Below are 26,439 nucleotides of genomic sequence, written 5' to 3'. Positions count from 1 at the left end.
GCTCAGCTCACCCGCAACGCCAAGACGTACGCCAGCGAGAACGCGACGAACAGCTCGACCAGCAGATAGCCGGCGTGCCAGAGCCAGAGCCCGCGACGGCGCAGGCCGTAGGTGATGTCCACGTAGAGCGCGCTCGCCGGGATCAGCACCGGAAAGACGAAGCGGAAGTCGGCGTGGTGCCCCGTGGGGACCAAGGCATGGAACGCGACGGCCGCCGCGACCCAGACACCGGCGGACACCGCCAGGAGCTCCCGATATGGCCCGGCGAAGCGCCGCGACAGCCAAGCGCCTGCGATGCCGAACGCGAGCAGCGCGAGGAGCAGCGCGTTCAGCGTCTGGGCGACGCGGCGCGCCGCGGGTGGCTCGGGCGCGGCGAGGAACGCGAACACCCGGGTGCGCGTGCCGTGCAGGCTGGACTTGAGCCAGTGGTTCCAGAACGTGGGCTCCAAGCCTCTGGGGATCGCGGCCTCGGCGTACGGCACCCGGACGAAGGAGCGCGGCTCGAAGCGCGTGTAGTAGCCCGCGCCGCGCGGGTCGAGCTCGCCGGGCGCGGTCTTGTAGGCGGTGCCGAGCACGCGGTGCGAGAGCGCTCCCCCGGCGCCCGCGCGGAAGAAGCCGTGGAGCGCGGCCACCATGACCAGCGCGCCCGCGAGCAGCCACTGGCTGCGCCCCGATCCACCGCGACGCGCGGTCCGGAGCAGGACCACCGCCAGCACCAAGAGCACCAAGACCAGCGCGTTCGCTTTCACGAACAGGCCGAGCGCGGCCGCGCCCGCGGCGAGGCCGAGCCAGCGCGTCTCGGGCGTTTGCCACCAGCGGAGCAGAAAGTAGAAGCAGGCGGCGGCGACCAGGTAGAACGCCACGTCGTTGTTGACGCGGGCGGAGGCGATCACGCCGAGCGGCCAGAGCACCACCAACGCCGTGGCCAGCGCCTGCTGGGCCGGCCGCGCGAACAGGCGGGCGAAACAGCGCGCCGCCAAGAGGCCGAAACCGCCCAGCGCGACCAGCGACAAGAGCTGCAGCGCGCGCCCGGAGCCGAAGGCGAGAGACACCAGCGCGGCCGCCGCGTAGTAGAGCGGCGGGTGGTGGCACACGGAGCAGTCGCCGGGGCCGGGCAGCGCCTGCTTCTCCGCCAGGAAGCGCACGTACGCCAGGTGCGAGCCCGCGTCCGGGTTGCGCTGCATCGGGCCCGTGTACGAGAGGTACAGAGCGTAGGCGCCGAGCGCCGCGAGCCAGAGAATGATGCTCGGCGCGGAGAGCCGGCTCAGCTCACTTGCACTGGCTCTCGTAGGTTTCGTCGCAACGCTCCTCTTCCTTGGGGTCGGCGCTCAGGGCGTCGTTGCAGTTGCAGGCGCCCTTGCAGTACCAGCCGATGGTCCCGGTGCGGAAGAACTCGTCCTGCTGATCGAACGAAGGGGTGAGGTCGCGCACGCGGTCGTGGGGATCGCAGCCGTCTTTGGCGGGAACGTTGCTGGCCGGCAGCGGCTTCAGGCCGAAGTCGTACTCGATCAGCGCGGACTGGTCCTTCAGCGGGGCCTTCTTCTGCTCGATGCCGTAGTAGTCGTCGAACACCGGCTCGGCCGGGTCGTCGGACGCGAGTTGCACGGCGCCGATGGCGCGCGCCATCAGGTGCGCGCCGAACGGAGTCACCTGGTGGTCGCCGCGAGCGATGTGCAAGAGCACGTGGTGCGCGGGCGTGCCGGGCAGGAGGTCGTCGCTCATGTACGGCGCGAGGCCGCCGGGCTCCACTCGATCCCAGACCATCTGCACCGCGCCCAGCATGAGCTGCGCGTACGCGCCGTTGAAGGAGAAGCCCGACTCCAGCATGATCTCGTAGGCGGGCCAGTCGAGGCTGCGGTTGAGCAGGAGGTTGTACGGCATACCGGTCTCGCCCAAGAGGCCGCGGGTCACGTCGGTGCTCACCGCCATGTAGGCGGCACCCATGATGCCGCCCTGGCTGTCGCCGCGGTAGCCGCGGACGCTCGGGTCGATCCAGGCCGGATCCAAGATCAGCGTGCCGCCCTCGTCTTTGATGCCCTCCTTGGCGACGCGACCCATCATCATGCGCATCGCCAGGAGCTGGTTCACCATCCCCTGGATCTGCCGCTCGGGGAAGCCCTTGATGCCGTTGAAGTTGCCGAGCAAGAGGTCCAAGGCGAGCGGTACGCTGTCCCCGTCGAAGCCGAACAGGTTGGTCGAGAAGGCGATCCAGGAGTTGCGGTTCGCGGCGCGCGCCAGGTAGCCGCCCTGGCCCTCGAAGCGGCTGCCGAACAGGCCGTGACCGTTCTGGAGCAGGCCGTGCTTCTTGCCGCTGGTGACGCTCTTCGGCACCAGCACCAGCACGTCCCAGTCCATGGTGCCGTTCTGCTCGAGCTCGCCTTGGGCGTTCAGGTTCAGCCGATCCATCGGCTTCTTCTTGTCGTACTTCACCGCCGCGCTGGTCAGGTAGAGCGGCACGGTCATCACCAGGTGGATGCGTCGGATCAGATCTTCGCTCGAAGCCAGCTCCTCGACCTGCTTCACCTTGAAGGTCGGGCCGTCCTCGCCGACCACGGCCAGCGCCTTGTCGCGCATCGAGACGATGTGGCGCGTGATGTTGTCCTTGCTCGCCGTGGTGAAGTCCCAGGCGATTTGCAGGTCCTGCTTCTCCACGCCGGCCTTGCCCAGCTCGGAGAAGATGTCCTTGTAGAGATCCCGCCGCGCGTACACGCTCCACTTCTCGGCCGGAGTTCCGCTCGACAGGAGCTTGCCGTCGCGGATGGCCGCGAACACCTTGCTCGGCGGGATGAGCTCTCCCTCCTGGTTCTCGACGTTGCGGATGGCGACGATGTAGCGCGTGCCGTCCTTCAAGCGCTCGGCCGGCCGGATCAGCGTCAGCCGCTGGTCCGGGTAGTCGTCCGTGCCATCGTTCGCCGTGCTCATGTCCAGATCGACCCAGTGCGGCACCTTGCGGCCGGTCGGCACCTCGAGCAGCACCGTGGGGTGATCGGCCTCGAGCGACTTCTCGATGCTGTAGGGCGTGGCGCAGGCCGCGCACTTCGCCCGGGGCAGGTGGGTCATGGGCGCTTGCGAAGGCGAGAAGCCGTCGTGGTCGTGGAACAGCTCCGGCGGCGCGTGCGTGCCGTCCGCGCGCGGCGGCAGCGTGGTGGGACCGAACTCCACGCGTTTGCCCGTCCCGCTCGGATCGTCTTGCAGGTACACGTTCGACGGGAACGGCAGCCCGCAGTGCGTGGGCACCATCGGGTCGCAGTCGGCGCCGAGCAGCGGCACGGCGCTCTCCGGCTGGGTCGGGATCGCGACGGTCCCCTCCTCGCCGTCGTCGCAGCCGAAGGCGAACAGACACAGCGCGACTGCCAGAACGCGAGAACGAAGCAAGCTCATGGCGCGAGCATACCAGCCGGCCGGCCGTCGGGGAGTGCGGTAAGCTTCCTGAGTGACGTCTCGCACGCGCGCCGCAGTCCTCGCGCTGGTCCTCTCGGGCGGGTGTTCGGCGGAGGAAGCGACGCGCCCACAGGCGACGGGCGGCGCCGCGGGCACGGCCCCCGACGCCTCGCTCGGCGGTGGGTCAGGAGGCGGGCTCATTCTGCCCGAGGCCGGCACGCCAGACGCCCCTTTCCCGCCGTTCTGTGGCTGGCTCGAGCCCGAGGCGCCGGACGCGAGCGTCGCCGGAGCCGAGCAGTGGTGCGACGCTGGGCTCGTCAATCCGTCGGCTTGCCCGGCGACCGAGCCCAAGGCGGGCAGCCCGTGCACCGACCTCGGGCTCGACTGCAAGTATGCATCCTTCGACGACGGAGTGGTCGTCGCGCGCTGCGAGGGGACCTGGCAGGCGCGTGCGCACCTCTGCGTGCGGAGCTGCGGCCCGCTCGACGGTGGAGCCAAGGTGCTGTTGACCCAGAAGACCTGCGGCGAGTCCGGGGTGGTCCCTTGCGGGGTGTCGCCGCTGGTGACGATGCAGGAGCTCCTCGACGGACGACTGCGCCACGCGGCCAAGTGCTGCGGGCTGGGGTCGGAAGGAATGGTGACCGTCTGGCTCCAGGACGGCTGCGCCATCGGGTTCACCGCCGCGGTGCCGCCGCTGGCGCTCGTGGCCTTCAACGACTGCTTGCGCGGGATGCTCGAGGGCTACCGTATCGAGTGCGCCGAGGGCCTCTCCTGCGCCGAGGCGGTGGTGACGACGCTGCCCTGAGAATTTCCCGGACAAACCCCGGGACTCGCCGCTTTCGCCGGTTGCGCTAGGATGCGCGGCCGTGTCGGATCTGGACGCCAGCGTCGAACAGGAGCCGCGCGCCCAGGTGGGGCGCGTGCCTCCCGTGGTCGTGGGCGAGCCGGAGCCCGCATGGCGCGCGCGCCGGCGGCGCATGCGGCGGGCGCGCAAGGCCATCGGGCTGTTCCTGCTGCTCACGCCGGTCGTGGCCGTGGTGGCCGTGGACGCCTCGCGGCGAGCCGAGCTGCTCGGGACCTTCCAGGGTTACTACCGCTGGACCTACTTCGGAGCGGTCGTCGAGAGCCTGGTGCTCTGGGGCACCCTGCTCTACGCGGCCTCGCGCCGCAGCGGCTGGGCGCGTTGGCTGGCGGCGGCCCTGTTCGTCGTGGGGATCACCTTTTCCTTCGGCGGCCAGGCCTACTTCTACTCGCAGTACCACGCCTACCTGAACGTCGACGTGTCCGTGTTCGCGTCGAACTTCATGGACAGCGTGATGAACCAGCTCTTCGCCGACATCGGCAACTACCTGAAGGCGAAGGCGCCGCCGCTGGTCGCGGCAGTAGCCGTGCTGGTGTTGGCGCGGCGCGTGATCCGACCGCGCCGCGTGCCCAGCATCGTGGCCTGCTACGTGGCGCCGGTGCTGGTGATCGCGTCGTTCTTCATTCCGACGCAGCACCGTCACATCCAGGCGGCGACGCCGGACGTCCTGTACCTGCACGCCGTCGGCGGTCTCATCCGCACGCAGCTCGGGCTCACGGATCAGTCGAACCAGCTGCGCCCGCGCCAGCGCGACTCGCTGCCCGTGGAGCAGCTCACCGCCAAGCCGCACTCGCCCCGCAACGTGGTGCTGCTCATCTTGGAGAGCGTGCGCGCCGACGCGGCCTGCATCGAATACGATCCGGAGTGTATGCGCACCGGCGCCACCAACCAGCTCTTGCCCAAGCGCTTCGGGCTGAACCAGATGCGCTCGCTCGACTCGTCCACCGCCATCTCGCTGGCGGTGCTCTGGGCCGGGATCTTGCCCACCGAGGACCGGGAGACGCTCCACACCTGGCCGCTGCTCTTCGACTACGCGCGGGCCGCGGGCTGGGACACGGCCTACTGGACCAGCCAGAACATGATGTTCGGCAACGCGCGGCTCTGGGTGAAGAACCTCGGGGTCAGCAAGTTCGTCGCCGCCACCGATCTCGACCCCACCGCGGATCTGGACATGGGCGCGCCGGAGAACCTGCTGGCCGAGCGCGTGAACGCGGAGATCGGCGAGCTCAGAGAGCCGTTCTTCGCCGTCGTTCACCTGTCGAACGTGCACTACCCGTATCACATCGATCGCAACGGCCCGCTGCCGTTCCAGCCTTGGACCACCAGCAAGGCCCCCGACGACAACCCCTACTTCTTCAACTACTACCAGAACTCCGTCTACCAGCAGGACCTGCACGTCGCGAACATGCTGAAGCACCTGCGCTCCACGGAGGCGGGGCAGCGCACCGCCGTCGTGTACCTGAGCGATCACGGGGAGGCGTTCCGCGAGCACGGCCAGATGGGGCACACCTTCAGCGTGTTCGACGAGGAGATCCACGTGCCCGCCTGGATCGACGCGCCGCCAGGTGTCTTGACGGAGGAGCAGGCGAAGAACCTCGCGGCCAAGAAGGACGCCTACGTGTTCCAGGTGGACGTCGCGCCCACCATCCTCGACCTGATGGGCTTGTGGGACGAGCCGAGCATCGCCAAGTACAAGACCAAGATGCCCGGTCACAGCCTGCTCCGCCCCGAGCTGACCCGTGAGGCTCTGGCCATGACCAACTGCGCCGGGGTCTGGAGCTGCGCCTTCGAGAACTGGGGCTACATGCGCGAGAACATGAAGCTCGAGGCCCGCGCCTGGGACACGGGCTGGCACTGCTACGACGTCGCCGCCGATCCGGAGGAGAAAGACCCGCTGCCCCTCGAGCGCTGCGGCGATCTGCAGGAGCGCGCCATGAAGACCTTCGGCCGCCTGCCGGGGAAGAAGAAGGACTGATGACCGCCCGCGAGCCGTTTCCGTCGCTGTTGATCCGCGCCTCCGGCATCAGCGCCCAGGGCGCCTTCGCCGAGGCGCAGGCCTCGTACCTGGATCCCGATCCGGCCGAGGTCGCCGAGCTCGGCGCGCTCCTGCGCGAGAAGAACGCGGGCATCGTCGCGCATTTCTACATGGACCCGGAGCTCCAGGGCGTGCTCGCGGCCACGGACTGGCCCTTCATCCACATTTCGGACTCGCTGGTGATGGCGGATCGCGCGGTCGAGATGGCCAGGGCCGGGGCCAAGACCATCGTCGTGCTCGGCGTGGACTTCATGAGCGAGAACGTGCGCGCCATGCTGGACGCCAGCGGCTTCGCCGACGTGCCGGTGTATCGCGTGGCGGACAAGGCCATCGGCTGCTCGCTGGCCGAGAACGCCGAGGCGCCCGCCTACGGCGCGTATCTGACTCGCGCCAGCCAGACCCCGATCTCGCTCCACGTGGTCTACATCAACACCAGCCTGCGCACGAAGGCGTACGCCCAGTCGCTGGTGCCGACCATCACCTGCACCTCGTCGAACGTCGTCAAGACGGTGCTCCAGGCCTTCGCGCAGATCCCGGGCGTCCACGTCTGGTTCGGTCCGGACACGTACATGGGCCACAACCTGGCCCAGCTCTTCGGCTCGCTGTCCGAGCTGCCCGAGGAGCGAATCCGCGCGCTCCACCCCGCGCACGATCGGCAGAGCATTGCGGCGCTCTTGCCGCGCTTCCACTACTTCGAGCAGGGAAGCTGCATCGTGCACCACCTGTTCGGTGCCGAGGTGGCGGAGCGCGTGCGCAAGGAGTACGAGCACGCCTTCATCACTGCGCACCTGGAGGTGCCCGGCGAGATGTTCACGGTCGCGCTCTCCGCCCAGCGTCGCGACGCCGGCGTGGTCGGCTCCACCTCGGACATCCTGGCCTTCATCGGCAAGAAGGTGGACGCCGCTGCCGCGACGGGGGCGCCGGCGCACCTCCGCTTCGTGCTCGGCACCGAGGCTGGCATGATCACCAGCATCGTGCGGCGCGTGCGCCAGACGCTCGCAGCTGCCCCGAAGGTGGACGTCGAGATCATCTTCCCGGTCGCGAGCGAGGCCATCGCCCAGACCGGGGAGAGCGATCTCGCCGTCGTGCCCGGGGTGTCCGGCGGCGAGGGCTGCAGCACCGAGGGTGGCTGCGCGACCTGCCCGTACATGAAGATGAACAGCCTCGACGCCCTGCTCAGCGTGCTGCGGCGGGTGGACGCGGAGCCGAAGGCGCACCTCGCCGCCTTCGAGCCCAAGCACTACACGGACCAGATCGCGGGTAAGACCATGGCCGAGCTCGGTGGCGTGCCCATCCTGCACATGCGGGAATTCGGCAAGCTGGGGCGGCTGCCGGACGCGCTGGTGACGGATGTCACCTCGCGTCATCCGCGTTGAACCGCTCTGCGCCTCTGGTGGCTCCAACCTTTCGTCATGTGGATCCGTGTCCCTCAGGTCGCGCTGGTTCTGCCTCTCGTCCTCGGCTGTCAGAGCGGCCCCAAGCGCCTCGACCCAGTACCCAAGGAGCACGAGGCCCGCGTCACCAAGGCCCAGGGCGCCATCGGCGAGCTGAAGAAGACGCTGAGCGGCCGGCTCCAGGAGGCCATCAAGAGCGGCGGCCACGCGAGCGGCATCGAGGTCTGCGCCACGGAGGCGGGCAAGCTCACCGCCGACCTCGCCGCCAAGAACGGCGTCGAGATTGGCCGCTCCAGCCACAAGCTGCGCAACGAGCAGAACGCGCCGCGGCCCTGGGTGAAGGCGTACCTGAGCGAGGTCGCCGGCAAGCCGGCCAAGGACGTGAAGCCGGCAGTGTACGATCTGGGCGACAAGCTCGGCGTGGTCGAGCCCCTGCCGACTCAGGCCCTCTGCGTCAGCTGCCACGGCGCCCCGGAGGGCATCCCCGCCGAGGTCAAGCAGAAGCTCGGCGAGCGCTACCCGAAGGACCAAGCTACCGGCTTCGCGGAGGGCGATCTGCGCGGCGTGGCCTGGGTCGAGCTCGCGAAGTAATCAGATCCCGACGCGCTCTTCCAGCCGGGCCAGGCGCCGCTCCACGTCGGCGAAGCGCTCGGTGTCGGCAGTGCGTGCGCGGAGCGTGACGTCGATCAGACGATCGAGGCGCTGCGTGACCGCCTCTTGAAACGAGTCCACCCGCTCGGTCAGGGTGTCGAGCCGATTCGTCACGTTGTCGAGCCGGTCGCCGTGGTCCACCAGGATGTGGCTGATGTGCACCAAGGCGCCTTTGATCTCACCCACGTCGGTCTCGACTCGCTTCAGTCGCTTGTGCATCTCGGGCTGGTCGGAGTTTGCCATGCTCAGCCCCATCGGTCACGGCGCGCTCTAGTTGCCGAAAATCTCCGCGCACCTGCGGCGCACGTGCTCACAGGATCTCCGCAGACTGGCCGCGGTGCTTCGCGTAGATCTCCTCGACCCACTTGCAGCCCGAGCGGCCCGCGATGCTCGCCTTCATCTCCGAGAGCTCTTTGGGCCAGGGCTCGGGGAGCGGGTACGGGAAACCCTTTGGTCGGATGATGGCGGTGAACACCGCCGCGGCGGTCAGATCCGCGACGCTGAACACATCGCCCACCAGGTAGCTGCTCTGGCCGATCTCCTGCTCCAGCCGATCGAAGTGCTCACCAAGCCTCGCTCGTGCGCGCTCCACGCTCGCGCGGTCGGCGCGCATGTTGCGCCGGAACGCCGGCTTGAACACCGGGTACATTCCGCGCCAGAGCACGCGCAGCGCGCCGCCGAAGCCGTCCGTCGCCATGCGCGCGCAGTCCGCCGGACGATCGAAGTAGCAGGACCAGAACAGCTTGCGCAGATCCGGCGCGACCTCGTCGTCGAAGTGAGACTGAAGCGCGAGCGCGCGCTCGCGGAGCTTCGCGTCGCTCGGGTAGAGCACCGGCTCTGGCCAGCGTCGCTCGAGCTCGTCGATGATCTGGGCGGAGCCGGCGAGCGCCTCGCCGTCCAGGATCAGCACAGGTACCTTGTTCTGTCCGGTCAGGAAGCGCACGCGCGGGATGTGCAGCCCCGGTACCAGCGCCTCGCGCGTGTGCGCGACGCCCTTCAGGTCGAGGGCCCAGCGCACCTTCTCGTTGTAGTGGGAGACGCGGAAGTGGAGCAGGTGGGGGGCCGCAACCATGGCGCCATGGACGATACGCCCGTATTTCCGCCCTTGCGCCGGCTCGCCTACATGTCCCGACCGAGTACGTGGGAGTGCTCTCGAGTGCTTCGAGGTCGGCGCGGGGCGCACTCAATTTTGCGAGCGCTCGCCGGGATCCTTGCCCGGCGGTTTGCGGCCGGGCATTCTGTTTCGTAGAAGTGGCCCATCTTCGCCTAGCCGCAGCGTTTTTGGTTCTCGCGGTGAGCAGCCCCGCTCTCGCGGAGGAGACCCCGCGCCGCTTCGACTTGGCCCCGAAGGCCGAGCTGCCCGCGGGCCTGCGCGTGCCGGCGAGTGTGCTGGCGCAGGTCGGCGCTGACCAGGACCAGGGGCCGCCGCGCAAGAAGCCCAAGCGCAACCGTCCGGACTGCAACCAGAACGGTTGCGGTTACAAGGCGCTGCTCGGCGGCATCGCCATCGCCAAGGACATTCAGGCGACCGAGCAGGTCTCGGTCCGCGTGATCCCGACCACCAATTCTCTCGGAGGCGAGCAGGCGAGCACCCCGATCGTGGTGCGCGCCCGCGTCGACGGCCAATACGGTCTGCACCTCCGCGCAAAGTTCTGAAGAAAGATTCGCCCGCTGCCCAAGCGCGGCCGAAAGCCGCGAGCCCAGCACCCCATCCCCAACCTCCTCGAAGCTGACTCCGTGCGAGGTCGGCGGGCGTCTATCCGCGTGCCCGCCGTCGCGCCAGGGTGAGCGCGAGCAGCGCGACGAGCCACGGGAGCGTCGCGCCACGAGCGAGTCCCCGGAGCGAACAGCCGCTGCGGGTTTCGGTTGCCGGTGGCGCCGGAGCCGACGCCACGGGCTTCGCGCTGGCGATGGCGCGCGTCGGCGCGACTCCTGCTGCGCACACGATGGGGCCGCCGTCGAACGCCACCACGCACGCCCCCGCTCGCTTGCCCTCCGCCCAGCAGGGCGTACCGGGCGCGAGCAAGGCGCAGTCGTTCCGGGGCGGAGGCCCGATGTCGGCCCGCGCGAACCCCGTGCAGAGCACGAGCCCGATCACCACGCGAGCTCTCATTCCGCTCGCCTCCGGTAGTATCCGCGCCACTTCTTCCGCTCCTCGCTCTCGTCGTCCGGTGCCGTGCGCTCCAGGTGCTCGGCCACTCGCGCGCAGCTCTTCCTGCCGTCCACCGCGCAGTCCGACGCCAGGATCTGCAGCGCGCGCCCGAGGTCGCGCGTCACCCCGTCGCCGTTCATGAAGATGTCGGCCATGGCCACGCAGGCCGCGTGGTTCGGGTAGCGCGGGGCGTCCCAGCACCCCCTGCGGTACAGCTCGAGCGCGCGCCCGATGCTCTTCGGCACCAGCTTGCCCTCGTGGTACGCGCGGGCCGCGCCCTCGCAGGCAGTCAGATCGAGCTCGCTTCGCTCGAGGCTGAGGGCGACGCTGGGGCAGGCAGTCTCCAGCGTCCGCACGCCCTCGGGCGTGGTTGGGCTGGCGAGCTCGGCGCAATGCAGGGGGTGCCCCAGCTCGCAAGCCGCGCTCGCGCGTCGCCTGCGCTCGGCCGTGCCGGGCTTGCTCTCCTGGACCCAGGTGGTGCAGGCAACCAGGGAGCCGGTACGACACGCCGTCGAGAGCGGCGAAGCATTCATCCGCTCGCTCATGCGCGCGAGCTCACAGGTGAGCGGCAGCTCCTTCTGGCACTCGGGCCAGCCCGCCCACCTCCGCCTGGCGAGGTCGTACACCGAGACGCCTCCCGGGATGTTCCCGGGGGTTCGGTAGTCGAGGAAGGCGCAGCTCTCCACGTCGCCCGCCGCGCAGGCGCTCGCGGCAGCCTGGTTCGACTTCCGGTCGAGCGTGCCGCGCTCGAGCTCCGACAGGAAGTGCGACGGAGTCGTTCGCGCGAGCACCGCGCAGGCGTGCCAGACCCGCTCGCTGCACGCCTGGTTCAGCAAGCGCCGGCCGCGCTCCCAGTCAGGGGCCACGTACTTGCCCCACGCGAGCTCGGTGCCGAGCCGGCCGCAAGCATCGAAGCTCCCCTCGGCGCATGCCGTCTCGAGCAGGCCGAGGCCCCGCGCCGTGTCTTCGAGGACGCCCCAGCTCCGAAGCAGCGCGACGCCCAGACGCCCGCAGGCCGTGTGCGAGCCCGCGCGGCAGCCGCGGTCGAGCAGCGAGGCCGCCAAGACCAGCGGCGCGCGGGTGAGGCTCACTTCACTCACGAGCCAGGCGAGGCTCGCGCAGCTCTGACCGTTGCCCGCCTGGCACTCGCGATCGAAGCGCGGCAGCGGCTCGGGGAGTTTTTGCGGCAGCTCGGGGACCTCCGGGGGCGGCTCGCGTGCCTCCGCCATGAGGCGGTCGGCGTCCGTGGGCACCGTCGGCCGCACGTTCTCGGGCTCGAGCGGAAAGGCGTAGGGATATTGCGGCGCAGCAGGCGCTTCCTTCTCGAGGGACAGGGTCGGCGGCGGCGTGCGCGAGAGGGCCATGCCGATGGGCGTCGGCGAGTGGGGGAGTCCCTTGAAATGAGGGCTCATGGCCAGACGGCTGTTCAAGCCCCGTGCGAAGGCCCCGCTCGCGAGCGAAAGCAGCGCGAGCACGAGGCCGAAGCTCGCGCGCGACACGGCGCTCTTGCCGAGCCACCTGGACCGCGGCGCGGGCAGCGCGCCGAACGCAACAGCGAAGAACAGCGCGGCCGCGAATGTGTGACAAAGGAGCGCGACGCACCGCGCGCGCAGCGCGCCGATCACCTCCGGCAGCGGTGTGCCATACGGTTCCAGGGCGTAGCTCGTGTCTCCGAGCGCACCCAGACAAGACGCGAACCCCCACAGGAGCGGGGCCCAGAGTGCGAGCAGAAACGCAGACACCAGCCCAGCGGCGCCCGGCGCAGCCTGCGCAGCGCGCCGCCGCAGGGACAGCACCAGGATGGCCGTGATCAGCCAGGCCGGCAGGAAAAACACGAAGGAGTCGTGCTCGCGGATCGAGAAGCGCGACAGCAGGCGCCACACCAGCTCGACCGCAGGTGCGCTCCCGACGACGACCCCGAGGCCGAGCGCGAGGCTCACGCGTGCGGGCGTGCGCGCTGCGCCCGGCGGCTCCCGCGAGAGCGCCAGGCCCGCGACCACGGTCACGCCGAAGAGCAGCCCGCCGCTCGCGTAGGCGCCACGCGAGAGCAAGGTCGCGACGTTGGTGGTCGGGATGACGACCCGGGAGTGCCAGGCCGCTAGCGCGCTCACGTACGCCCACGGCAGGAGCGCGGGTCCCCACAGCAGAACCCCTGGTAAGCGCCGTCCCCGGAGCGCGAGCACGCCCGACCAGAGTTGCCCGACGCCGGCGACGACGGTCAGCACGCCAAAGGCAACGGTGTGCGTGGCGAGGGGCCCTCCTGGCGTGTCGAGCAGGCTCACCACGATCGCCGGCAGGGTCGCTGCGGCGAGGGACGCCAGCCAGAGCAGGACGCCGAGCGCGAGCTTCGGCTTCGAGAGCCCGGGATCCGCCATGGGCGGGGGCATCATACAATGCGCCCCGATGATCACGCTCTACATCGCCACCTCCATCGACGGCCGAGTGGCCGGCGAGAACGACGACCTCTCGTGGCTGGAGCTGGCCGGCAGCGGCGGCCGCGGCGGCGACTACGGCTACACCGCGTTCTACGGGACCGTGGACGTGACGGTGATGGGGAGCGGCACCTGGCAGGTGTGCAAGGGCTTCGATCCGTGGCCTTACTCGGACCGCGAGTGCGTCGTGATCACGCGCCGCACCGATCTCGTCCCGGTCAAGAACGAGACCTTCGCGACGTTCGACGCCGAGGTCTGGCGCGAGCGCGGCCAGCGCGAGCACGTCTACCTGTGCGGCGGGGGCGGTGTGGTCAAGCTCTTTCTGGACGCCGACCTGGTCGATCGCATGGAGCTCGCGGTCATCCCGCTGGTGCTCGGCACGGGGCCGTCGCTGTTTCTGGACGGCGTGCCGGCGCGCAAGTGGAAGCTCGAGTCGAGCGAAGCGCACCCGAGCGGCGTGGTGCAGTCGGTGTACGTGCGGGAGAACTAGCTCAGAACTGGATCGTGCGCTCTTCCCGCCCCAGGCTCCGGAGCTCCTGGCGCGAGCGGTAGAACTCCTTCCACAATGGTGCTGCCCCCACTCGTCGCCGCTTCGCGGCGCCGGTCTCCCCCTTACGCGGCAGCGCGCGCCGGTTGACGTCGTGCCAAGACCACCGGCGCCTTGCTGGTGGCGCGCGCTGCGCGTGGGGGAGACACGTCGCACCGGAGCTGTGGGACTGTCGCAAGGAGACAGCGAGCGTTGCGCGGCGTTGGTGTCCGCTCGCTTCGATGACGGCGTCGTGACCTTTCGCGCCGCTTGCTCCTGCCTGCCCCGCGGCCGCGGCGCTCGGCAGCGAGGGTGAGGTGGCGGTCGCCACCTGACTTCGCCACTTCGCCACCTTGCGAGCTGGCGAAACAGCGGGGTTTTGGGCTCACCTGGCTGGCACGCCGCTCGCTGAGGCGGCCGTGGCGTGGGCCACCCTGCACATGCGCTCGCACAGCCCGAGCGCTCGCGTCTTCGCCACCGGCCGGAGAGCACCGTGCTCTACCAGACGGTGGCGGAGCACTGGCCGGCGTTCCTCGAGCGCGCGGAGGAGCACGGCGGACTGCCGCGCTTCGTGGTGAAGGAGTTCGAGGAATACCTTCGCTGCGGGCGACTCGAGCACGGCTGTCTGCATCTTGTCTGCCGTGAATGCGGGTACTCGGAGCTCGTGGCGTTTTCGTGCAAGAAGCGCGGATTCTGTCCGTCCTGCGTGGGGCGCCGCATGGCCGACACGGCGGTGCACCTCGAGGAGCGTGTTCTGCCCCGCGTGCCCATCCGCCACTGGATCTGCTCGTTGCCCTGGGGACTGCGCGCCCTGCTCGGCTACGACCGGAAGCTCTGCGCCGAGGTGGTGAGCGCGTTCATGGCGGAGGTGGACCGCTCGCTGCGCTGGCGAGCGAAGCGCGAGCTTGAGCTGGCGAGCGTCGCAGACGCGCACACGGGCGGCGTGGTGGCGGTGCAGAGGACGGACAGCGCGCTGCGCCTGAACGTCCACTTCCACTCGCTGGTGCTCGACGGCGTCTACGTGCACGAAGGCGACGACCCGCAGGCGCCGCTCGAGTTCCGCGTGCTCGACACACCCACACACGCCGACATCGCCGAGGTCGCGGCGCGCACGGCGGCGCGAGTCGAGAAGATCCTCCGAGCGCACGGGCGGAGCCTCGACCCCGAGCTCGGCGACGACATGCCGCCCGAGCTCGCCCTCGACGAGCATGCTCACCGCTCACCGACACGCCCTGGGCCGCCGCGGCGTAGCAGGCGGCGAGCCAGAGCGATCGCAGGTGGGCGAGCGCACGAGCGCCGGAGGGCTGCGCGTCAGAACTGGATCGTCCGCTCTTCCCGCCCCAGGCTCCGCAGCTCCTGCCGCGAGCGGTAGAACTCCTTCCACAGGTACAGGTAACCCGCGAGCAGGCGCTCGGGGCTCATGTGCTTGGGGCGGAAGACCACGTTGGCGTCGTTGTAGCGCGCCCAGGTGCGGTCGATGATGCGCTCCTCGGCCACGAAGCGCTGCCAGATGGCGGTGCCCGGGTAGGGCGTGAGGATGGCGAACTCGGCCTTGCGGATGCCGGCTTTGTCGGCGAACTCGAGCATGCGATCGAAGGTGCCCTCGTCGTCGTCGTCGTTGCCGACCAGGAACGAGGTGTACGGCTCGATGCCGTGATCGAAGGCCTTCTTCACCGCGTCGTGGGCGTTCTGAAGGGCGTCGGGGTGCTTGCCGGTGAAGGCCTTCATCGTGAACGGATCGAAGCCGCCCACCAGGTAGAACATGTTGATGCCGGCCTTGCGCATGCGGGTCAGGAACTCGCTCGAGGTGGCGCGGATCATCGGCATGCTGGTGCCCAGGTAGCTGATGGGCGCCGGGCCGTCGCGCTCGGTCAGCGCGTCGAGCAGCCAGCCGAAGCGGCGCTGGGTTCCCGAGCCGAAGAACAGGCTGGTGTCCTCGGTGAGCGAGCCGAGCTTGCCGCGCTCGGCGAGCTGATCGATCTGCGCCAGCGTGTGCTCGGTGCCGAAGTGGCGGAGCTTCGGCCCCATGCTGGTCGGCAAGACGCAGGCGAAGCACTTGAGCGGGCAGCCGCGGGCGATCTGCACCGGGTAGTCGTCGGGCCGGTAGACGTCGTTCTCCTTGTCGATGTAGAGGCCGACCTTGGGCAGGGGCAAGGTCGAGGGATCGACCGCGGAGCCGCCGTAGCGGGGCTCGAGCGTGCCGGCCTTGGCGTCGGCGAGCACGTCGCCCCAGACGCCCTCACCTTCGCCGACGACGATGGCGTCGGCGTGGGCCGCGGCCACGTCGGGCATCATGGTGGGGAAGATGCCGCCCATCACCACCTTCTTGCCGCGCGCGCGGAACTCGTCGGCCAGCTCGAGGCCGCGGGTGGCGGCGGGCGTGAAGAACGAGAGCGCGACCAGGTCCACGTCGTCGTCGAGGCCGATGTCTTCGACGCGGTCGTCGCGGAAGTCGTAGTCCCAGCTCTCGGGCGTCACCGCGGCCAGGCAGGCGATGCCGAGCGACGGCGGGCCGAAGTACTCGTTGCAGGGTACGGCCTCGCGCAGCTCCGGGTGGTGCTCGGCGTGGCGGGAGAACTTGGGGTAGACGAAGCGGAGCTTCATGGCGACGGTTCTTTCTTCGATGCGTAGAGCTCTTCGCTCAGCGCGTGGGCTCGGGACTCGTCGCGCACCGCGCGCGCGAGGTCGTTCAGGTGCTCTTCGGCTTCGAGCATCAGATCTTCGACGGCGTGCTTGGCCAGCGCGGCCTCGTCGGGTCGCGCGTGCGCGCGCAGGAGCGACGCGAGGGCCGCGGTGAGCGCCAGGTTCGCGCGGGCCACGGCCTGGAGCACCAGCTGGTGCCGCACCACACCCACGCCGTGCTCGGCGCGCACGCTCAGGCAGGCGTCCACGAAGCGGGCGCGGAGCGCGTCCCAGGCCTTGGCTTCGCGGTCCAGCGGTCCGGGCAGCGCAAAGCGCGCTGACTCGAGCTGCTTGCGCCCCAGCACCGCGGCCCCGCCCCGCACCAGGAGCACGTCGTTCGCGCCCTCGAAGATGCGGGTGATGCGGCAGTCGCGGAGCAGGCGCGCCACGCCCGTCGGCTCGATGAAGCCCAGCGCGCCGTGGAGCTGGATGGCCCGATCGCAGATCTCGAAGCTCGCCTCGCTGCACAGCACCTTGGCCGCGAGCGAGAGCTCGTCCACGGGTTGCCCGCTCGCGAGCGCGTGTCCCACCCAGCGCACCAGGGTCTCGCTGGCGTAGAGCCGCGAGGCCATGCGCGCGACGTGGGCACGCGAAGCGCCGAAGTCGCCGATGGGGCGATTGGACTGCCGGCGCGAGGTGACGTGGGAGAGCGTGAGCTCGAGAGCGGCGCGCGCGGTGCCGACGCAGCCCGCCGCCATCAGCGTGCGACCCCAGGAGAGGGCCGCGTGCGCCTGCTCGATGCCCTTGCCGGGCTCGCCCAGGATCATCGAGCGGGGCACGACCGCGTTCTCGAACGTGACCGTCACGGTGGAGGAGCCGCGGATGCCGAGCTTTTCCTCCTCGGGCCCGATGCTCACGCCGGTCGTGTCGCGGGGCACGAACACCAGCGAGTGAGCGCGCGCCCCGCCCAGGCCCGGAGTGCGGGCGAGCACCGTGAAGCAGCCGGCGAAGCCGCCGTTGGTCACGTACACCTTCTCGCCGTCCAGGCGCAGGCCGCCGTCCACCTCCGTGCCGGTGGTGCGGATGCCGGTGAGATCCGAGCCCGCCTCGGCCTCGGTGGCGCCGAAGGCCGCGATGCGCTCGCCGGCCGCGATCTCGGGCAGCATCTGGGCCTTCAGCTCCTGGCTGCCGAGCTCGACCAGCGGGCGCGTTCCCAGGCCCGAGTGCAGGCCGACCATGATGGCGGTGGAGCGCTCGATCTCCGCCATTCCGGCGATCACCGCGCAGGCAGCCTTGAGGGAGAAACCCGCGCCGCCGTGCGCGTCCGGAACCGTGAGCCCGAAGAGCCCGGCTTCGCCGAGCGCGCGGCGGACCTCCAGGGGAATGACGCCCTCGCGATCGATGCGAGCGGCGTCGCACAGGCTCGCGAGCAGGCGCTTGCTCTCGCCGAGCACCATCGGCAGCGCCTCGGCCTCCGCCGCGGTGGCGTGCGCGACCGCCAGGCCGGCGCCGAGCGCCGCCGGATCGCCGAGCCCGATCGCGACGGGCTCAGGAGGCGGCGCTTGCGCCACGTTGCTCCAGGGTGACGCGGTCCACGAAGGAGCACGCGTCGTCGATGGTGACGAGCTCCATGGCCTCGTCGAGCTCGATGTCCACGTCCAGCTCGTCGCTGATGCAGGACAGGAGCTCGAGGCTCGCCAGGGAGTCCATGCCCAGATCCTCGCGCAGTCGATCGCTGCCGCTGATCTTGGCGGCGTCCAGCTTCAGGATTTTGGCGACCATGGCGACCACACGGTCGCGGCTCGGGGCGTTAGGCGTGCTCATGATTCCTCCGGGATTCGACGGCTGGGACGAGCTTGAGCTTCGCGAACCAGGCGTGCGCGCGGTCCAAGGCTTCGTCCAAGGGGGTGAACTCGATGCCGAGCTCTCGCTCGGCGCGGGCGTTCGACACGGGCTGCCCCGTGGTGATGAGATCGACCATCTCGCGCGGGACCGGCACGCGCTCGCGCTTGGGTGCGGCGGCGCGCTCGTCGGCCTCGGCGCGGGCGCGGGCCTCCTCGGGGTCGAGCTCGAGCGTCGGGACGCGGCCACCGTAGCGCCTCTGCACGCGCTCGAGCAGCGCGCGGATCTGCATGTCGTGGCCGCCCAGGCAGAAGCGCGCGCCGCTCTCGGCGCGGGCCGCGCGCACGTGAGCCTTCGCGACGTCGGCGACGTCCACCATGTTCACGGTGCCGTCCACGAGCCAGGGCAAGAGACCGCGCACCACGCCGACGATGAAGGCGCCGGTGCCGACGCGGACGTCGTTCGGTCCGACGCAGCCGCCCGGCAGGAGCGTCACCACCGGCAGTCCGCGCGCGCGCGCCGCCTCGACCTCCTGCTCCATGGCCCACTTCACCGCGCGGTACACGCTGCCCGTGGGCATCTCGGCCATCACGTCGCGCTCGTCGGCGAGGCGGCCCGCGGGCGCAGCCGCGAGGGTGGCGATGGTGGAGGTGTAGACGAAGCGCTCGACGCCAGCGGCCAGGGCGGCGTCACAAGCGTTCTTCACGCCCGGTACGCCTTCGGCGAGGGCGGCGTCGAGATCCAGCGAGTAGCGGGGGTAATACGCGCCGGTGAGGAACACCGTGTCACAGCCGTCCATGGCGCGGCAGAGGGCCTCCGGCTCCTCCAGCGACGCCGGCGCGCGCTCGACCGCGCGCTTGCGCAGGAGCAGAGTCGCGCTGCCCGGGCGGGTCGTCACGCGCACGGCGACGCCCTCCGCGAGCAACGCGTCCACCAGGTTCACGCCGATGAACCCGGTGCCACCGATGACCAGCGCGCGCTTCAAGCGGGCCCCGCCTCCGTGACCAGGCGCGCGCACTCCTTGCGACGGATCTTGCCGCTGGAGGTGCGCGGCACCGCCCCGACCGGCCAGAGGCGCACGTCGTCCACGCCGATGCCGAGCACGGCGAGGACCTCACCGCGAATGGCACGGGTGAGCGCCTCGCGGCCCGTCGGATCCGTCTCGCTGGTCTCGGCCACCACGACCAGGTCGTCGGTGCCGGTGCTCTCGTTCTCGCGACCGAAGGCGGCGACTCCGCCCAAGCGCACGCCGGCGAGCTCGCCGACCACGCGCTCGACGTCGTACGGGTAGAGGTTGCGGCCGGCCTTGATCACCATCTCCTTGGCCCGGCCGGCGATGAACAGCGTGCCGTCGGCGATGAAGCCGAGGTCGCCGGTGGAGAGCCAGCCGTCCTTCAGCACCGCTGCGCTGGCCTCGTCGTTCCTGAAGTAGCCGTCCATGAGCGAAGGCCCGGCCACGCGCACCTCGCCGACCACGCCGGCCTCGACCTGCTTGCCGTGCTCGTCCACGATCGACACGCGGGTGCCGGCCAGCGGCTTGCCGACCGACACGGCGGCCCGTGCATCGGGCGCGTTCGAGCGCAGCACGCGGCCTTGCTCCTCGAGCGTGCGGCGGTCCACGCCCAGCGTGGCGGAGCCGCGTCCCACGGGAGAAAAGGTCACGGCGAGCGTGGCCTCGGCCATGCCGTAGACCGGCATCATCGCGCTCGGGGCGAAGCCCACCGGGCCGAATTTCTCGAAGAAACGCGAGAGAGTGGGGCCGTGTACGGGCTCGGAGCCGTTCAGCGCGACGCGCCAGCGGTCGAGGCGCAGGTCCTCGAGCTCGGCGATGCGCGCGGTGCAGAGATCGTAGGCGAAGTTCGGCGCCGGCGAGAGCGTGGCGCCGACCTCGCTCATCAGCTTGAGCCAGCCGATGGGCTTCACGATGAAGCGCTCCGGCGGCATCACGTGCAGCGGGCCCGGGTGGCAGATGGACCGGAGCAGCGCGCCGATCAGGCCCATGTCGTGGAAGAGCGGCAGCCAGCTGACGCCGACGTCGTCGGCGGTCTGCGACATGCCGCGGGCGATGGCGTAGGTGTTCGAGACCAGAGCGCGGTGCGAGATCATCACGCCCTTGGGCTTGCCCGTGGTGCCCGAGGTGTATTGCAGGAAGGCGATGTCCGAGCCGGACAGCGACGCGCTCCGAGGATCGATGGGCGCCGCGCCGTCCAGATCGGCCTCCGTGATCACGTTGCCGAGCAGCGCGCGAAGCGTGTCGTCGCCGGCGACGGCCTCCTTGATGCGCGGGTAGGTCACGAGCCACTCGGCCCCCGCGTCCTTCAAGATGACCGTGAGGTTCTTCAGGTAGCGCTCGACGCCGCCGAAGGTCATCGGCGAGGCGAGCGGCACCGGGATGGCCCCGGCCAACATCGAGCCGAGCAGCGCCTCGACGAACAGGGCCGAGGTCGGTACCAGGAGCGCCACGCGGTCCCCGCGCCGGATCCCGCGGGAGCGCAGCGCGGCGGCGACGCGCCAGGCGCCCTCCCGAGCCTGACGATACGTCAGCTCCGTGCGCTGCCGCCCCTGGTGCAGGGTGAGGAAAGGTGCCCCGCTGTCCACCGCGGCGTCGAGCGCGCCGAGCAGGGTCTCGTGGGGTGGGGAGTTGGGGTCCGCGCTCTCGAGCAGCGCCGGCCCAAGGTCCGATTCGGCCATGTGCACCGAGTCGGAACACTCTCGGCGCCGGGCGGAAATGATTTGGATCAACTGGGGACCCCGCTCGGGCTCGGCGAGGTGGAAAGAACTGCGCCGTTCGCTCCGCCGATCTGGGCTAGAAGCCTCGGGTGCCGAAGGTCGCCGTCACCGGACTCGGGATCCTGAGCCCCCTGGGACTCGACGTGGAGACCTACTGGCAGGGCCTGTGCGCCGGGCGCTCCGGGGTGGACTTCATCACCGAGTTCTCGACCGACAAGCTCCGCACCGACATCGCGGCGAGCGTGCGCGGCTTCGACCCGCTCTCGGTGCTCGAGTCCCGCGAGATCGACTACACCGGCCGCGTCGTGCAGCTCGGGCTCGCGGCGGCGACCGAGGCCATCCGGCAGGCGCGGCTCGAGGACGTGGACAAGACGCGGGTGGCGGCGCTGGTGTCCTCGGGGCAGGGCGCGGTCGAGATCTTCGTCGAGCAAGTGCAGCGGGTCGCGACCCGCGGTCCGCGTGCGGTGAGCCCGTATTTCATCCCGGCGTCGATGCCGAACGCGCTGGCGGGGCTGATCGCCACCAAGTTCGGTTTCATGGGCCCGAGCTTCAACGTGGCGAGCGCGTGCGCGACCAGCGCGCACTCCATCGCGCTCGGCGCACTCTTGATCCAGAGCGGCGACGCCGACGTGGTCATCGCCGGTGGCGGCGAGGCAGCCACCTGCCCCAGCACCATCGCCGGCTTCGGCAACGCCCGCGCGCTCGCCAAGTCGTTCAAGGGTGATCCGAAGCGCGCCTCGCGGCCCTACGACAAGGACCGCAGCGGCTTCGTGATCGGCGAGGGCGCGGGCGCGCTGGTGCTCGAGAGCGAGGCCCACGCCGCGCGGCGCGGCGCGCGCCCCATCGCGTGGCTCGTTGGCTGGGGCATGTCGAGCGACGCCGAGCACGTGACGCGCCCGCACCCGGAGGGCCTGGGCCTGAAGCTCGCGATCGAGGCCGCGCTCCGGCGCGCGGCGATCCAGCCGGCGGAGGTCGGCTACCTGAACCCGCACGCGACCTCGACCCCGGCCGGCGACGTGGCCGAATACAAAGCGCTCCTGGCGGTGTTCGGCGACGGGCTCGCGCAGATCCCGATCTCGGCCACGAAGAGCATGATCGGCCACCTGCTCGGCGGCGCCGGCGCCGCCGAGGCCATCGCCTGCGTGTGCTCGCTCCGCGATCAGAAGCTGCACCCGAGCATCAACGTGGACGAGCTCGACCCGGTGTTCGCCATCGACCTGGTGCGCGAGGCGCGCCCCACCGACGTGCGCTACGCGCTCAAGACCAGCGCGGGCTTCGGCGGGCACAACTCTGCGCTCTTGTTCGAGCGGGCGTGAGTCAACGCGGCTTCGCCGGCTCCGCGCTGGTCGCGACCATCGGGTAGCCCCGCTCGGCCCAGACCAGGATGCCCTCGTCGAGCACCGCGGAGCTGGTGATACCGCGAGCGCGCAGCGCGTCCACGACTCTGCCCGACGCGGCGTGGGGGCAAGCGCAGTAGGCCACGACCAGCGTGCCGTCCCGGGGGATGGCGTCGATGATGGAGTCCACGGCGTCGTAGAAGGGCATGGGGAACGCGCCCGGGATGTGTCCTCGGTGCCAGTCGCTGAGCGGACGCGCGTCGAGGATCACCAGCCGCGACCCGGCGCGGAGCGCCGCTGCCAACGCGTCCGCCGCGACGTAGCGACCGTCGCGCAGCGGGAGCTCGGCGCGCGGACCCGACGGGTTCTGCACCAGCTCCGCGAGGGTGGGCAAGGCGTGGGACGCCGGCGATCCCGGCTCGACGGCGCGCGCCCAGCTGCGGATGGCGACGGTCAGATCGTCGATCTGCCGGGCATCGAGCAGCTTGCCGAACGCGGGCATGCGGGTGCCGGGCCGGCCGTGCTCGATGGCGTGACGAATGAAGCCGTTGCTGGCCGTGGCGAGGAAGGTGGGGTTGTTCAGGCTGAGCGCCGTCTTGCCGCCGCCGCGCTCGCCGTGGCAATCGGCGCAGCGCTGCCGGAAGAGGGCGGCGCCGCGCTCCGCATCACCCTCGACTTGGCGCAGGTGTACGTCCACGAGCGGTCCGCGATCGAACGAGCGCAGGTAGGCGATCACGCGAGCGATCTCCTCGCGGTCGAGCGGGCCGCCGTGCGCCTTGCCGAACGCCGACATCGGGGTTCCCGGTCGCCCGCGCTCGACGGCCAGCGTCAGGAACTCGTCCGTGGCCGTCTCGAGGAACGTCGAGTTGCGGAGCTGATTGGCGTTGTCCGCGGCGTATCCGACCGCCCCGGCGCCGTGGCAGAGCGCGCAGTAGCGATCGTAGAGCGCCTTTCCCCGATCGACCTCCTCCGGGCTCGCCGTCGAGCTCGCTGGTCTCTGCTGCGCGCCTCCGCACGCGACGGCGACGAGGCATGCAGCGAGCAAGGCGTGGAAGCGCATGGCGAAGGACGTAGTTCACCGCTCGGTGGACGTCACCTGGCTCGTCACACCTGGCAGCGCGCGAGCACCGCGCCGTGCCCGTCGTGAACGTCGAGCGTGGCCCTGGGCGCACGCCCGCGCACGGTCAGGACGGGCGCGCCGTTCTCCTGCCAGAGGGCCCAGCACATCGGCTCGACCAGGAAGCTCACGTTGTGCAGGACCAGCATGGCGTCGATGTCGTAGAGGTAGATGAAGTCCCCGGCACCCACCTCGCGGAACCACGCCAAGCGCCGCTGCCCGCTGGCGGCGACGCCAGCGGCGAGCTGAGCGTTGCCAGCGAAGCTGCGCGCGAGCGCGCACAAGTGGCGACCCTGAACCGGGCGGAAGGCCTTGAGGTCCCAGCCGTCCTGCGTGTCGAGCGCGAGCTCCCAGCCGTTGTGGCGCTGGCGCGGATCCACGTCGCGAAACCCCAGCCGATCGAGCTCCGGCGCGTCCACCGCCCGGCGCTCGATCACCAACAGGCGCTCGGTGTCGAGCGTCAGGAGCTCGCGGGCCGCCGTGACCGCGAGCAGGCCCTGCGCGCCGAGCAGCGGCTGCGCGATCAGCGGCGACGGCAGCTGGATGCGCGTCGTGACCGCGTGCCCGGGCCAGACGAAACGCGCCAGGGAGCCGTCGGCGAGCGGCGCGACCACCGCGCCGGGCAAACGCAGCGTGTGCTTGGCGCCGTCCTTCGCGAGCGCGAAGTCGGCGACGACGCCACCGCCAACACGCAAGAAGCGCAGCACGTCTTGGTCATCTGCCTCGCCGGTGTAGGCGAGCAACGCCTCGGGCGGATGCCAGCCCAGGAGCCACGAGCTGCCCGGCGACCAGATCGGCTCTCCGATGGGCGTCGCGTCGGGGCCGGCGTCTTCCAGCGGGACCTTGCCCGTCGCGCGGGCGAGCTCGGCGCGAAGCTCGGCGTTCTCGCGCTCGAGCTCGAGAACGCGCGCGCGCAGGGTCTCTTCCGCGCTCCGAAACGCCATCTTCGGCTCCGCATCTTGCCAGAAGGCCCGATCCGCGCTAATTGTCTCGGCGCTCACGAATCGTGTGGCCAAATCGGCCTGCAGGTGTCTGGGCAACCCCGACGCTCCGAGAACGTGACGAACGCGGCAAATCCGCCGCCAGAAAGTGTGTTGTTTCCTAGATGAATTCCTTCAGCCCCGAGCGGCTCGGGCCCTCGCCCGCCCGCACGGCTCCCATGACTCCTCCCTCCCCCTTCGCCGAGCTCGGCTTGATGGCCCAACTGGTCCGCGCCGTGGCGAACGAAGGCTACGAGGTCCCCACCCCCATCCAGATTCAGTCGATCCCGGCCCTGCTCGACGGGCGCGATCTGCTCGGCTGCGCGCAGACCGGCACCGGCAAGACGGCGGCCTTCGTGCTGCCCATCTTGCAACGCCTGGCGGCTCGCCCGAGTCAGAAGAAGATCCGCGCGCTGATCCTCACGCCCACCCGCGAGCTGGCCGCGCAGATCGGCGAGCGCACCGAGGCCTACGGCAAGCACCTGGGGCTCCGTCACACCGTCATCTACGGCGGAGTGGGCCAGCGCCCGCAGGAGCAAGCCCTGGCGCGCGGTGCCGAGATCGTCGTCGCCACGCCGGGTCGCCTGCTCGACCTGATGTCCCAGGGCTTCGTGCGCCTCGACTCCCTCGAGGTGTTCGTGCTCGACGAGGCCGACCGCATGCTCGACATGGGCTTCATCCACGACGTGCGGCGCGTGATCCGCGAGCTGCCGAAGCAGCGACAGACGCTGCTCTTCTCCGCGACCATGCCCCAGGACATCGGTGAGCTGGCGCAGAGCATCCTGACGAACCCCGTCCGCGTGGCGGTCACGCCGGTCGCCTCGACCACCGAGCTCGTGAGCCAGTCGGTCTACTTCGTGAATCGCGCCGACAAACGCGCGCTGCTCGAGCGCGTGCTGCGCGCCGAGGGCGTGGAGCGCACGCTGGTCTTCACCCGCACCAAGCACGGCGCCAACAAGGTCGCCGAGCAGCTGACCCGCAGCGGCATCCCCGCAGCGGCGATCCACGGCAACAAGAGCCAGAGCGCCCGCGAGCGGGCGCTGGGCGACTTCAAGGCCGGGCGCATCCCCGTGCTGGTCGCCACCGACATCGCCGCGCGTGGCATCGACATCGACGCCATCTCGCACGTCGTGAACTTCGAGCTGCCGAACATCCCGGAGAGCTACGTGCACCGGATCGGGCGCACCGGTCGCGCGGGCGCCACGGGCACCGCGGTCTCGTTCTGCGACGGCGAGGAGCGCGCCTTCCTGCGCGACATCGAGCGCCTGATCCGCCAGAAGGTCCCGGTCGCGGAGGCCGCCTCGCTGCCGCCGCTGCCGGCCGGCCGCACGCAGGAGCCCGCGCGCCACGCGCCGACGCGCCACGAGGCCGCTCGGAACGAGCCCGCTCGGAACGACGCCCCGCGCGCCGAGGCGCAGCCGGCGACGCCGGCGGGCCCCCGCCGCCGTCCGCGCAGCTTCCGCCGCGGCTATCGCTGAATCGCTGACGGCATGACAGCCCCGTCCGCCCAAGTGGCACGGGGCTGGCACACGAGGCCGGGTTTTCCCGGTCGAAGGCCCGTGCCGTCCGCGGCACGGGCGTTGCTGAGGGGAGCGGCATGTCGGCTCGACTCCTCTTCGCCTTGCTCATCGCCGCGACCGCTCTCGCCTGCGGCGGCTCCACCAGCCAAGACGCTGGCACCGGCGGCAGCGCCGGCTCCACCGGAGGTGGCGGCTCCACCGGGGGCGGCGGCTCCGGCGGCTCTGGTGCGGTCTCGGGCAGCGGCGGCGGAGGCGTGGGCGGCGGCCTCAGCTGCGCCGACTTCGCCGACGAGGACCCGGCGCAGAGCGTCACCGTGCGCTTCAAGAACGCGCTCTCCGTGCCCATCTACCTGGGCGGCGGCAACACCTGCGGCCCCGAGCCGCTGTTCGACCTCACGGGGCCGAACGGCCTGGTGCAAATGTTCCCCGGCGGTTGCGGCCACACCTGCGAGGCGCTCCAGCAGCACGGCGACTGGTGCACCGACGCCTGCATGATCCCGCCGGTGGTGATGATCAACCCGGGCGGCTACTGGGACGAGAGCTGGAACGGCACGACGTTCCAGAACGTGAGCATGCCGAACGCCTGCTACTTCGAGCCCCAGTACGCGCCGCCCACCTGCGATCGCCGCGTGGTCGCGCTCCCGGGCAGCTACGCCGCGATGGCGGAGGCGGCCATGTCGATCACCTGCCTCGACGTCGGCATCTGCGGCTGCGCGCCGGGCCCGCAGGGCTCGTGTCAGATCTCGTACGGAGCCTACCTGGACGGCCCGACCGTCGCCGCGAAGGCGAGCTTCGACTTCCCGAGCGCGTCGCTGGTGGTGATCACGTTTCAGTGAGCGGGGCAGTCGGGCGGTGCAA

General features: G+C 70.7%; 23 protein-coding genes. 10 read left to right on the top strand and 13 right to left on the bottom strand.

Annotated elements, in window-relative coordinates; translation table 11 throughout:
• Window positions 1-2: 2 nt before the first annotated feature.
• On the bottom strand, window positions 3-1,184 hold the full coding sequence (locus HS104_22950) for a glycosyltransferase family 39 protein (GenBank protein ID MBE7482822.1): 1,182 nt from the start codon (window positions 1,182-1,184) through the stop codon (window positions 3-5).
• An 85-nt stretch (window positions 1,185-1,269) separates the two neighbouring features.
• On the bottom strand, window positions 1,270-3,381 hold the full coding sequence (locus HS104_22945) for a hypothetical protein (GenBank protein ID MBE7482821.1): 2,112 nt from the start codon (window positions 3,379-3,381) through the stop codon (window positions 1,270-1,272).
• Window positions 3,382-3,433: 52 nt separating this feature from the next.
• Between HS104_22945 and HS104_22940 the strand changes: the two genes are divergently transcribed.
• From HS104_22940 to HS104_22925, 4 genes are all read left to right on the top strand, one after another.
• Window positions 3,434-4,186: a hypothetical protein gene (locus tag HS104_22940; protein MBE7482820.1), complete on the top strand. Its 753-nt coding sequence runs from the start codon at window positions 3,434-3,436 to the stop codon at window positions 4,184-4,186.
• A 61-nt stretch (window positions 4,187-4,247) separates the two neighbouring features.
• Complete coding sequence (locus tag HS104_22935; protein MBE7482819.1) at window positions 4,248-6,218, top strand: sulfatase-like hydrolase/transferase; 1,971 nt, start codon at window positions 4,248-4,250, stop codon at window positions 6,216-6,218.
• A complete protein-coding gene (gene nadA / locus HS104_22930) occupies window positions 6,218-7,654 on the top strand; it encodes a quinolinate synthase NadA (GenBank protein ID MBE7482818.1) in 1,437 nt (478 codons plus the stop codon). Before HS104_22935 ends, nadA begins: the two co-directional genes overlap by 1 nt.
• A 36-nt stretch (window positions 7,655-7,690) precedes the next feature.
• A complete protein-coding gene (locus HS104_22925; protein MBE7482817.1) occupies window positions 7,691-8,263 on the top strand; it encodes a DUF3365 domain-containing protein in 573 nt (190 codons plus the stop codon).
• Here the strand turns inward: HS104_22925 and HS104_22920 are convergent, their stop codons facing one another.
• Entirely contained in the window at window positions 8,264-8,566 is a 303-nt protein-coding gene (locus tag HS104_22920; GenBank protein ID MBE7482816.1) for a hypothetical protein, read from the bottom strand.
• A 67-nt stretch (window positions 8,567-8,633) separates the two neighbouring features.
• Entirely contained in the window at window positions 8,634-9,395 is a 762-nt protein-coding gene (locus tag HS104_22915) for a glutathione S-transferase (protein ID MBE7482815.1), read from the bottom strand.
• Window positions 9,396-9,616: 221 nt separating this feature from the next.
• Between HS104_22915 and HS104_22910 the strand changes: the two genes are divergently transcribed.
• The gene (locus HS104_22910) at window positions 9,617-9,979 is read left to right on the top strand and encodes a hypothetical protein (protein MBE7482814.1); all 363 of its coding nucleotides are present in this window, start codon (window positions 9,617-9,619) and stop codon (window positions 9,977-9,979) included.
• A 100-nt stretch (window positions 9,980-10,079) separates the two neighbouring features.
• Here HS104_22910 and HS104_22905 read toward each other — a convergent pair whose 3' ends face one another.
• The gene (locus HS104_22905) at window positions 10,080-10,436 is read right to left on the bottom strand and encodes a hypothetical protein (protein ID MBE7482813.1); all 357 of its coding nucleotides are present in this window, start codon (window positions 10,434-10,436) and stop codon (window positions 10,080-10,082) included.
• Window positions 10,433-12,850 carry a sel1 repeat family protein gene (locus tag HS104_22900; GenBank protein MBE7482812.1) on the bottom strand — a complete coding sequence of 806 codons (2,418 nt, stop codon included), beginning with the start codon at window positions 12,848-12,850 and terminating at the stop codon, window positions 10,433-10,435. The genes HS104_22905 and HS104_22900 overlap by 4 nt, the downstream gene beginning before the upstream one ends.
• A gap of 28 nt (window positions 12,851-12,878) precedes the next feature.
• Here HS104_22900 and HS104_22895 point away from each other — a divergent pair, with 28 nt between their 5' ends.
• Window positions 12,879-13,397 carry a dihydrofolate reductase gene (locus HS104_22895; GenBank protein MBE7482811.1) on the top strand — a complete coding sequence of 173 codons (519 nt, stop codon included), beginning with the start codon at window positions 12,879-12,881 and terminating at the stop codon, window positions 13,395-13,397.
• Window positions 13,398-13,926: 529 nt separating this feature from the next.
• Window positions 13,927-14,805, top strand: a complete 879-nt coding sequence (locus HS104_22890) for a transposase zinc-binding domain-containing protein (protein MBE7482810.1) — start codon at window positions 13,927-13,929, stop codon at window positions 14,803-14,805.
• Here the strand turns inward: HS104_22890 and HS104_22885 are convergent.
• Genes HS104_22885 through HS104_22865 form a run of 5 tightly spaced genes read right to left on the bottom strand, consistent with a single transcriptional unit; the run spans window position 14,745 to window position 20,588 of the window.
• Window positions 14,745-16,037: a B12-binding domain-containing radical SAM protein gene (locus tag HS104_22885; GenBank protein ID MBE7482809.1), complete on the bottom strand. Its 1,293-nt coding sequence runs from the start codon at window positions 16,035-16,037 to the stop codon at window positions 14,745-14,747. The two genes, HS104_22890 and HS104_22885, sit on opposite strands and share 61 nt — an antisense overlap.
• The gene (locus HS104_22880) at window positions 16,034-17,626 is read right to left on the bottom strand and encodes an acyl-CoA dehydrogenase family protein (GenBank protein MBE7482808.1); all 1,593 of its coding nucleotides are present in this window, start codon (window positions 17,624-17,626) and stop codon (window positions 16,034-16,036) included. Before HS104_22880 ends, HS104_22885 begins: the two co-directional genes overlap by 4 nt.
• Window positions 17,604-17,879, bottom strand: coding sequence for an acyl carrier protein (locus HS104_22875; protein MBE7482807.1), 276 nt, complete (start codon window positions 17,877-17,879; stop codon window positions 17,604-17,606). The genes HS104_22880 and HS104_22875 overlap by 23 nt, the downstream gene beginning before the upstream one ends.
• Window positions 17,866-18,882, bottom strand: coding sequence for an NAD-dependent epimerase/dehydratase family protein (locus tag HS104_22870; protein ID MBE7482806.1), 1,017 nt, complete (start codon window positions 18,880-18,882; stop codon window positions 17,866-17,868). Before HS104_22870 ends, HS104_22875 begins: the two co-directional genes overlap by 14 nt.
• Entirely contained in the window at window positions 18,879-20,588 is a 1,710-nt protein-coding gene (locus tag HS104_22865; GenBank protein ID MBE7482805.1) for a fatty acyl-AMP ligase, read from the bottom strand. Before HS104_22865 ends, HS104_22870 begins: the two co-directional genes overlap by 4 nt.
• 128 nt (window positions 20,589-20,716) lie before the next feature.
• Between HS104_22865 and HS104_22860 the strand changes: the two genes are divergently transcribed.
• Window positions 20,717-21,943: a beta-ketoacyl-ACP synthase II gene (locus tag HS104_22860; protein ID MBE7482804.1), complete on the top strand. Its 1,227-nt coding sequence runs from the start codon at window positions 20,717-20,719 to the stop codon at window positions 21,941-21,943.
• A gap of 1 nt (window position 21,944) precedes the next feature.
• Here HS104_22860 and HS104_22855 read toward each other — a convergent pair whose 3' ends face one another.
• Both HS104_22855 and HS104_22850 read right to left on the bottom strand, forming a co-directional pair.
• A complete protein-coding gene (locus HS104_22855) occupies window positions 21,945-23,024 on the bottom strand; it encodes a c-type cytochrome (GenBank protein ID MBE7482803.1) in 1,080 nt (359 codons plus the stop codon).
• 44 nt (window positions 23,025-23,068) lie between these two features.
• Window positions 23,069-24,025 carry a hypothetical protein gene (locus HS104_22850; protein MBE7482802.1) on the bottom strand — a complete coding sequence of 319 codons (957 nt, stop codon included), beginning with the start codon at window positions 24,023-24,025 and terminating at the stop codon, window positions 23,069-23,071.
• A gap of 215 nt (window positions 24,026-24,240) precedes the next feature.
• On the opposite strand from HS104_22850, the gene HS104_22845 reads away from it, so the two are divergent.
• Window positions 24,241-25,539 carry a DEAD/DEAH box helicase gene (locus HS104_22845; protein MBE7482801.1) on the top strand — a complete coding sequence of 433 codons (1,299 nt, stop codon included), beginning with the start codon at window positions 24,241-24,243 and terminating at the stop codon, window positions 25,537-25,539.
• Between the two features lie 119 nt (window positions 25,540-25,658).
• On the top strand, window positions 25,659-26,417 hold the full coding sequence (locus tag HS104_22840) for a hypothetical protein (protein MBE7482800.1): 759 nt from the start codon (window positions 25,659-25,661) through the stop codon (window positions 26,415-26,417).
• Window positions 26,418-26,439 lie beyond the last annotated feature (22 nt).

The organism is Polyangiaceae bacterium, assembly GCA_015075635.1.
Classification (GTDB): domain Bacteria; phylum Myxococcota_A; class Polyangia; order Polyangiales; family Polyangiaceae; genus JADJKB01.
Note: the sequence above shows the minus strand (reverse complement) of the source record. Positions and strands in the feature narration are given on the sequence as shown.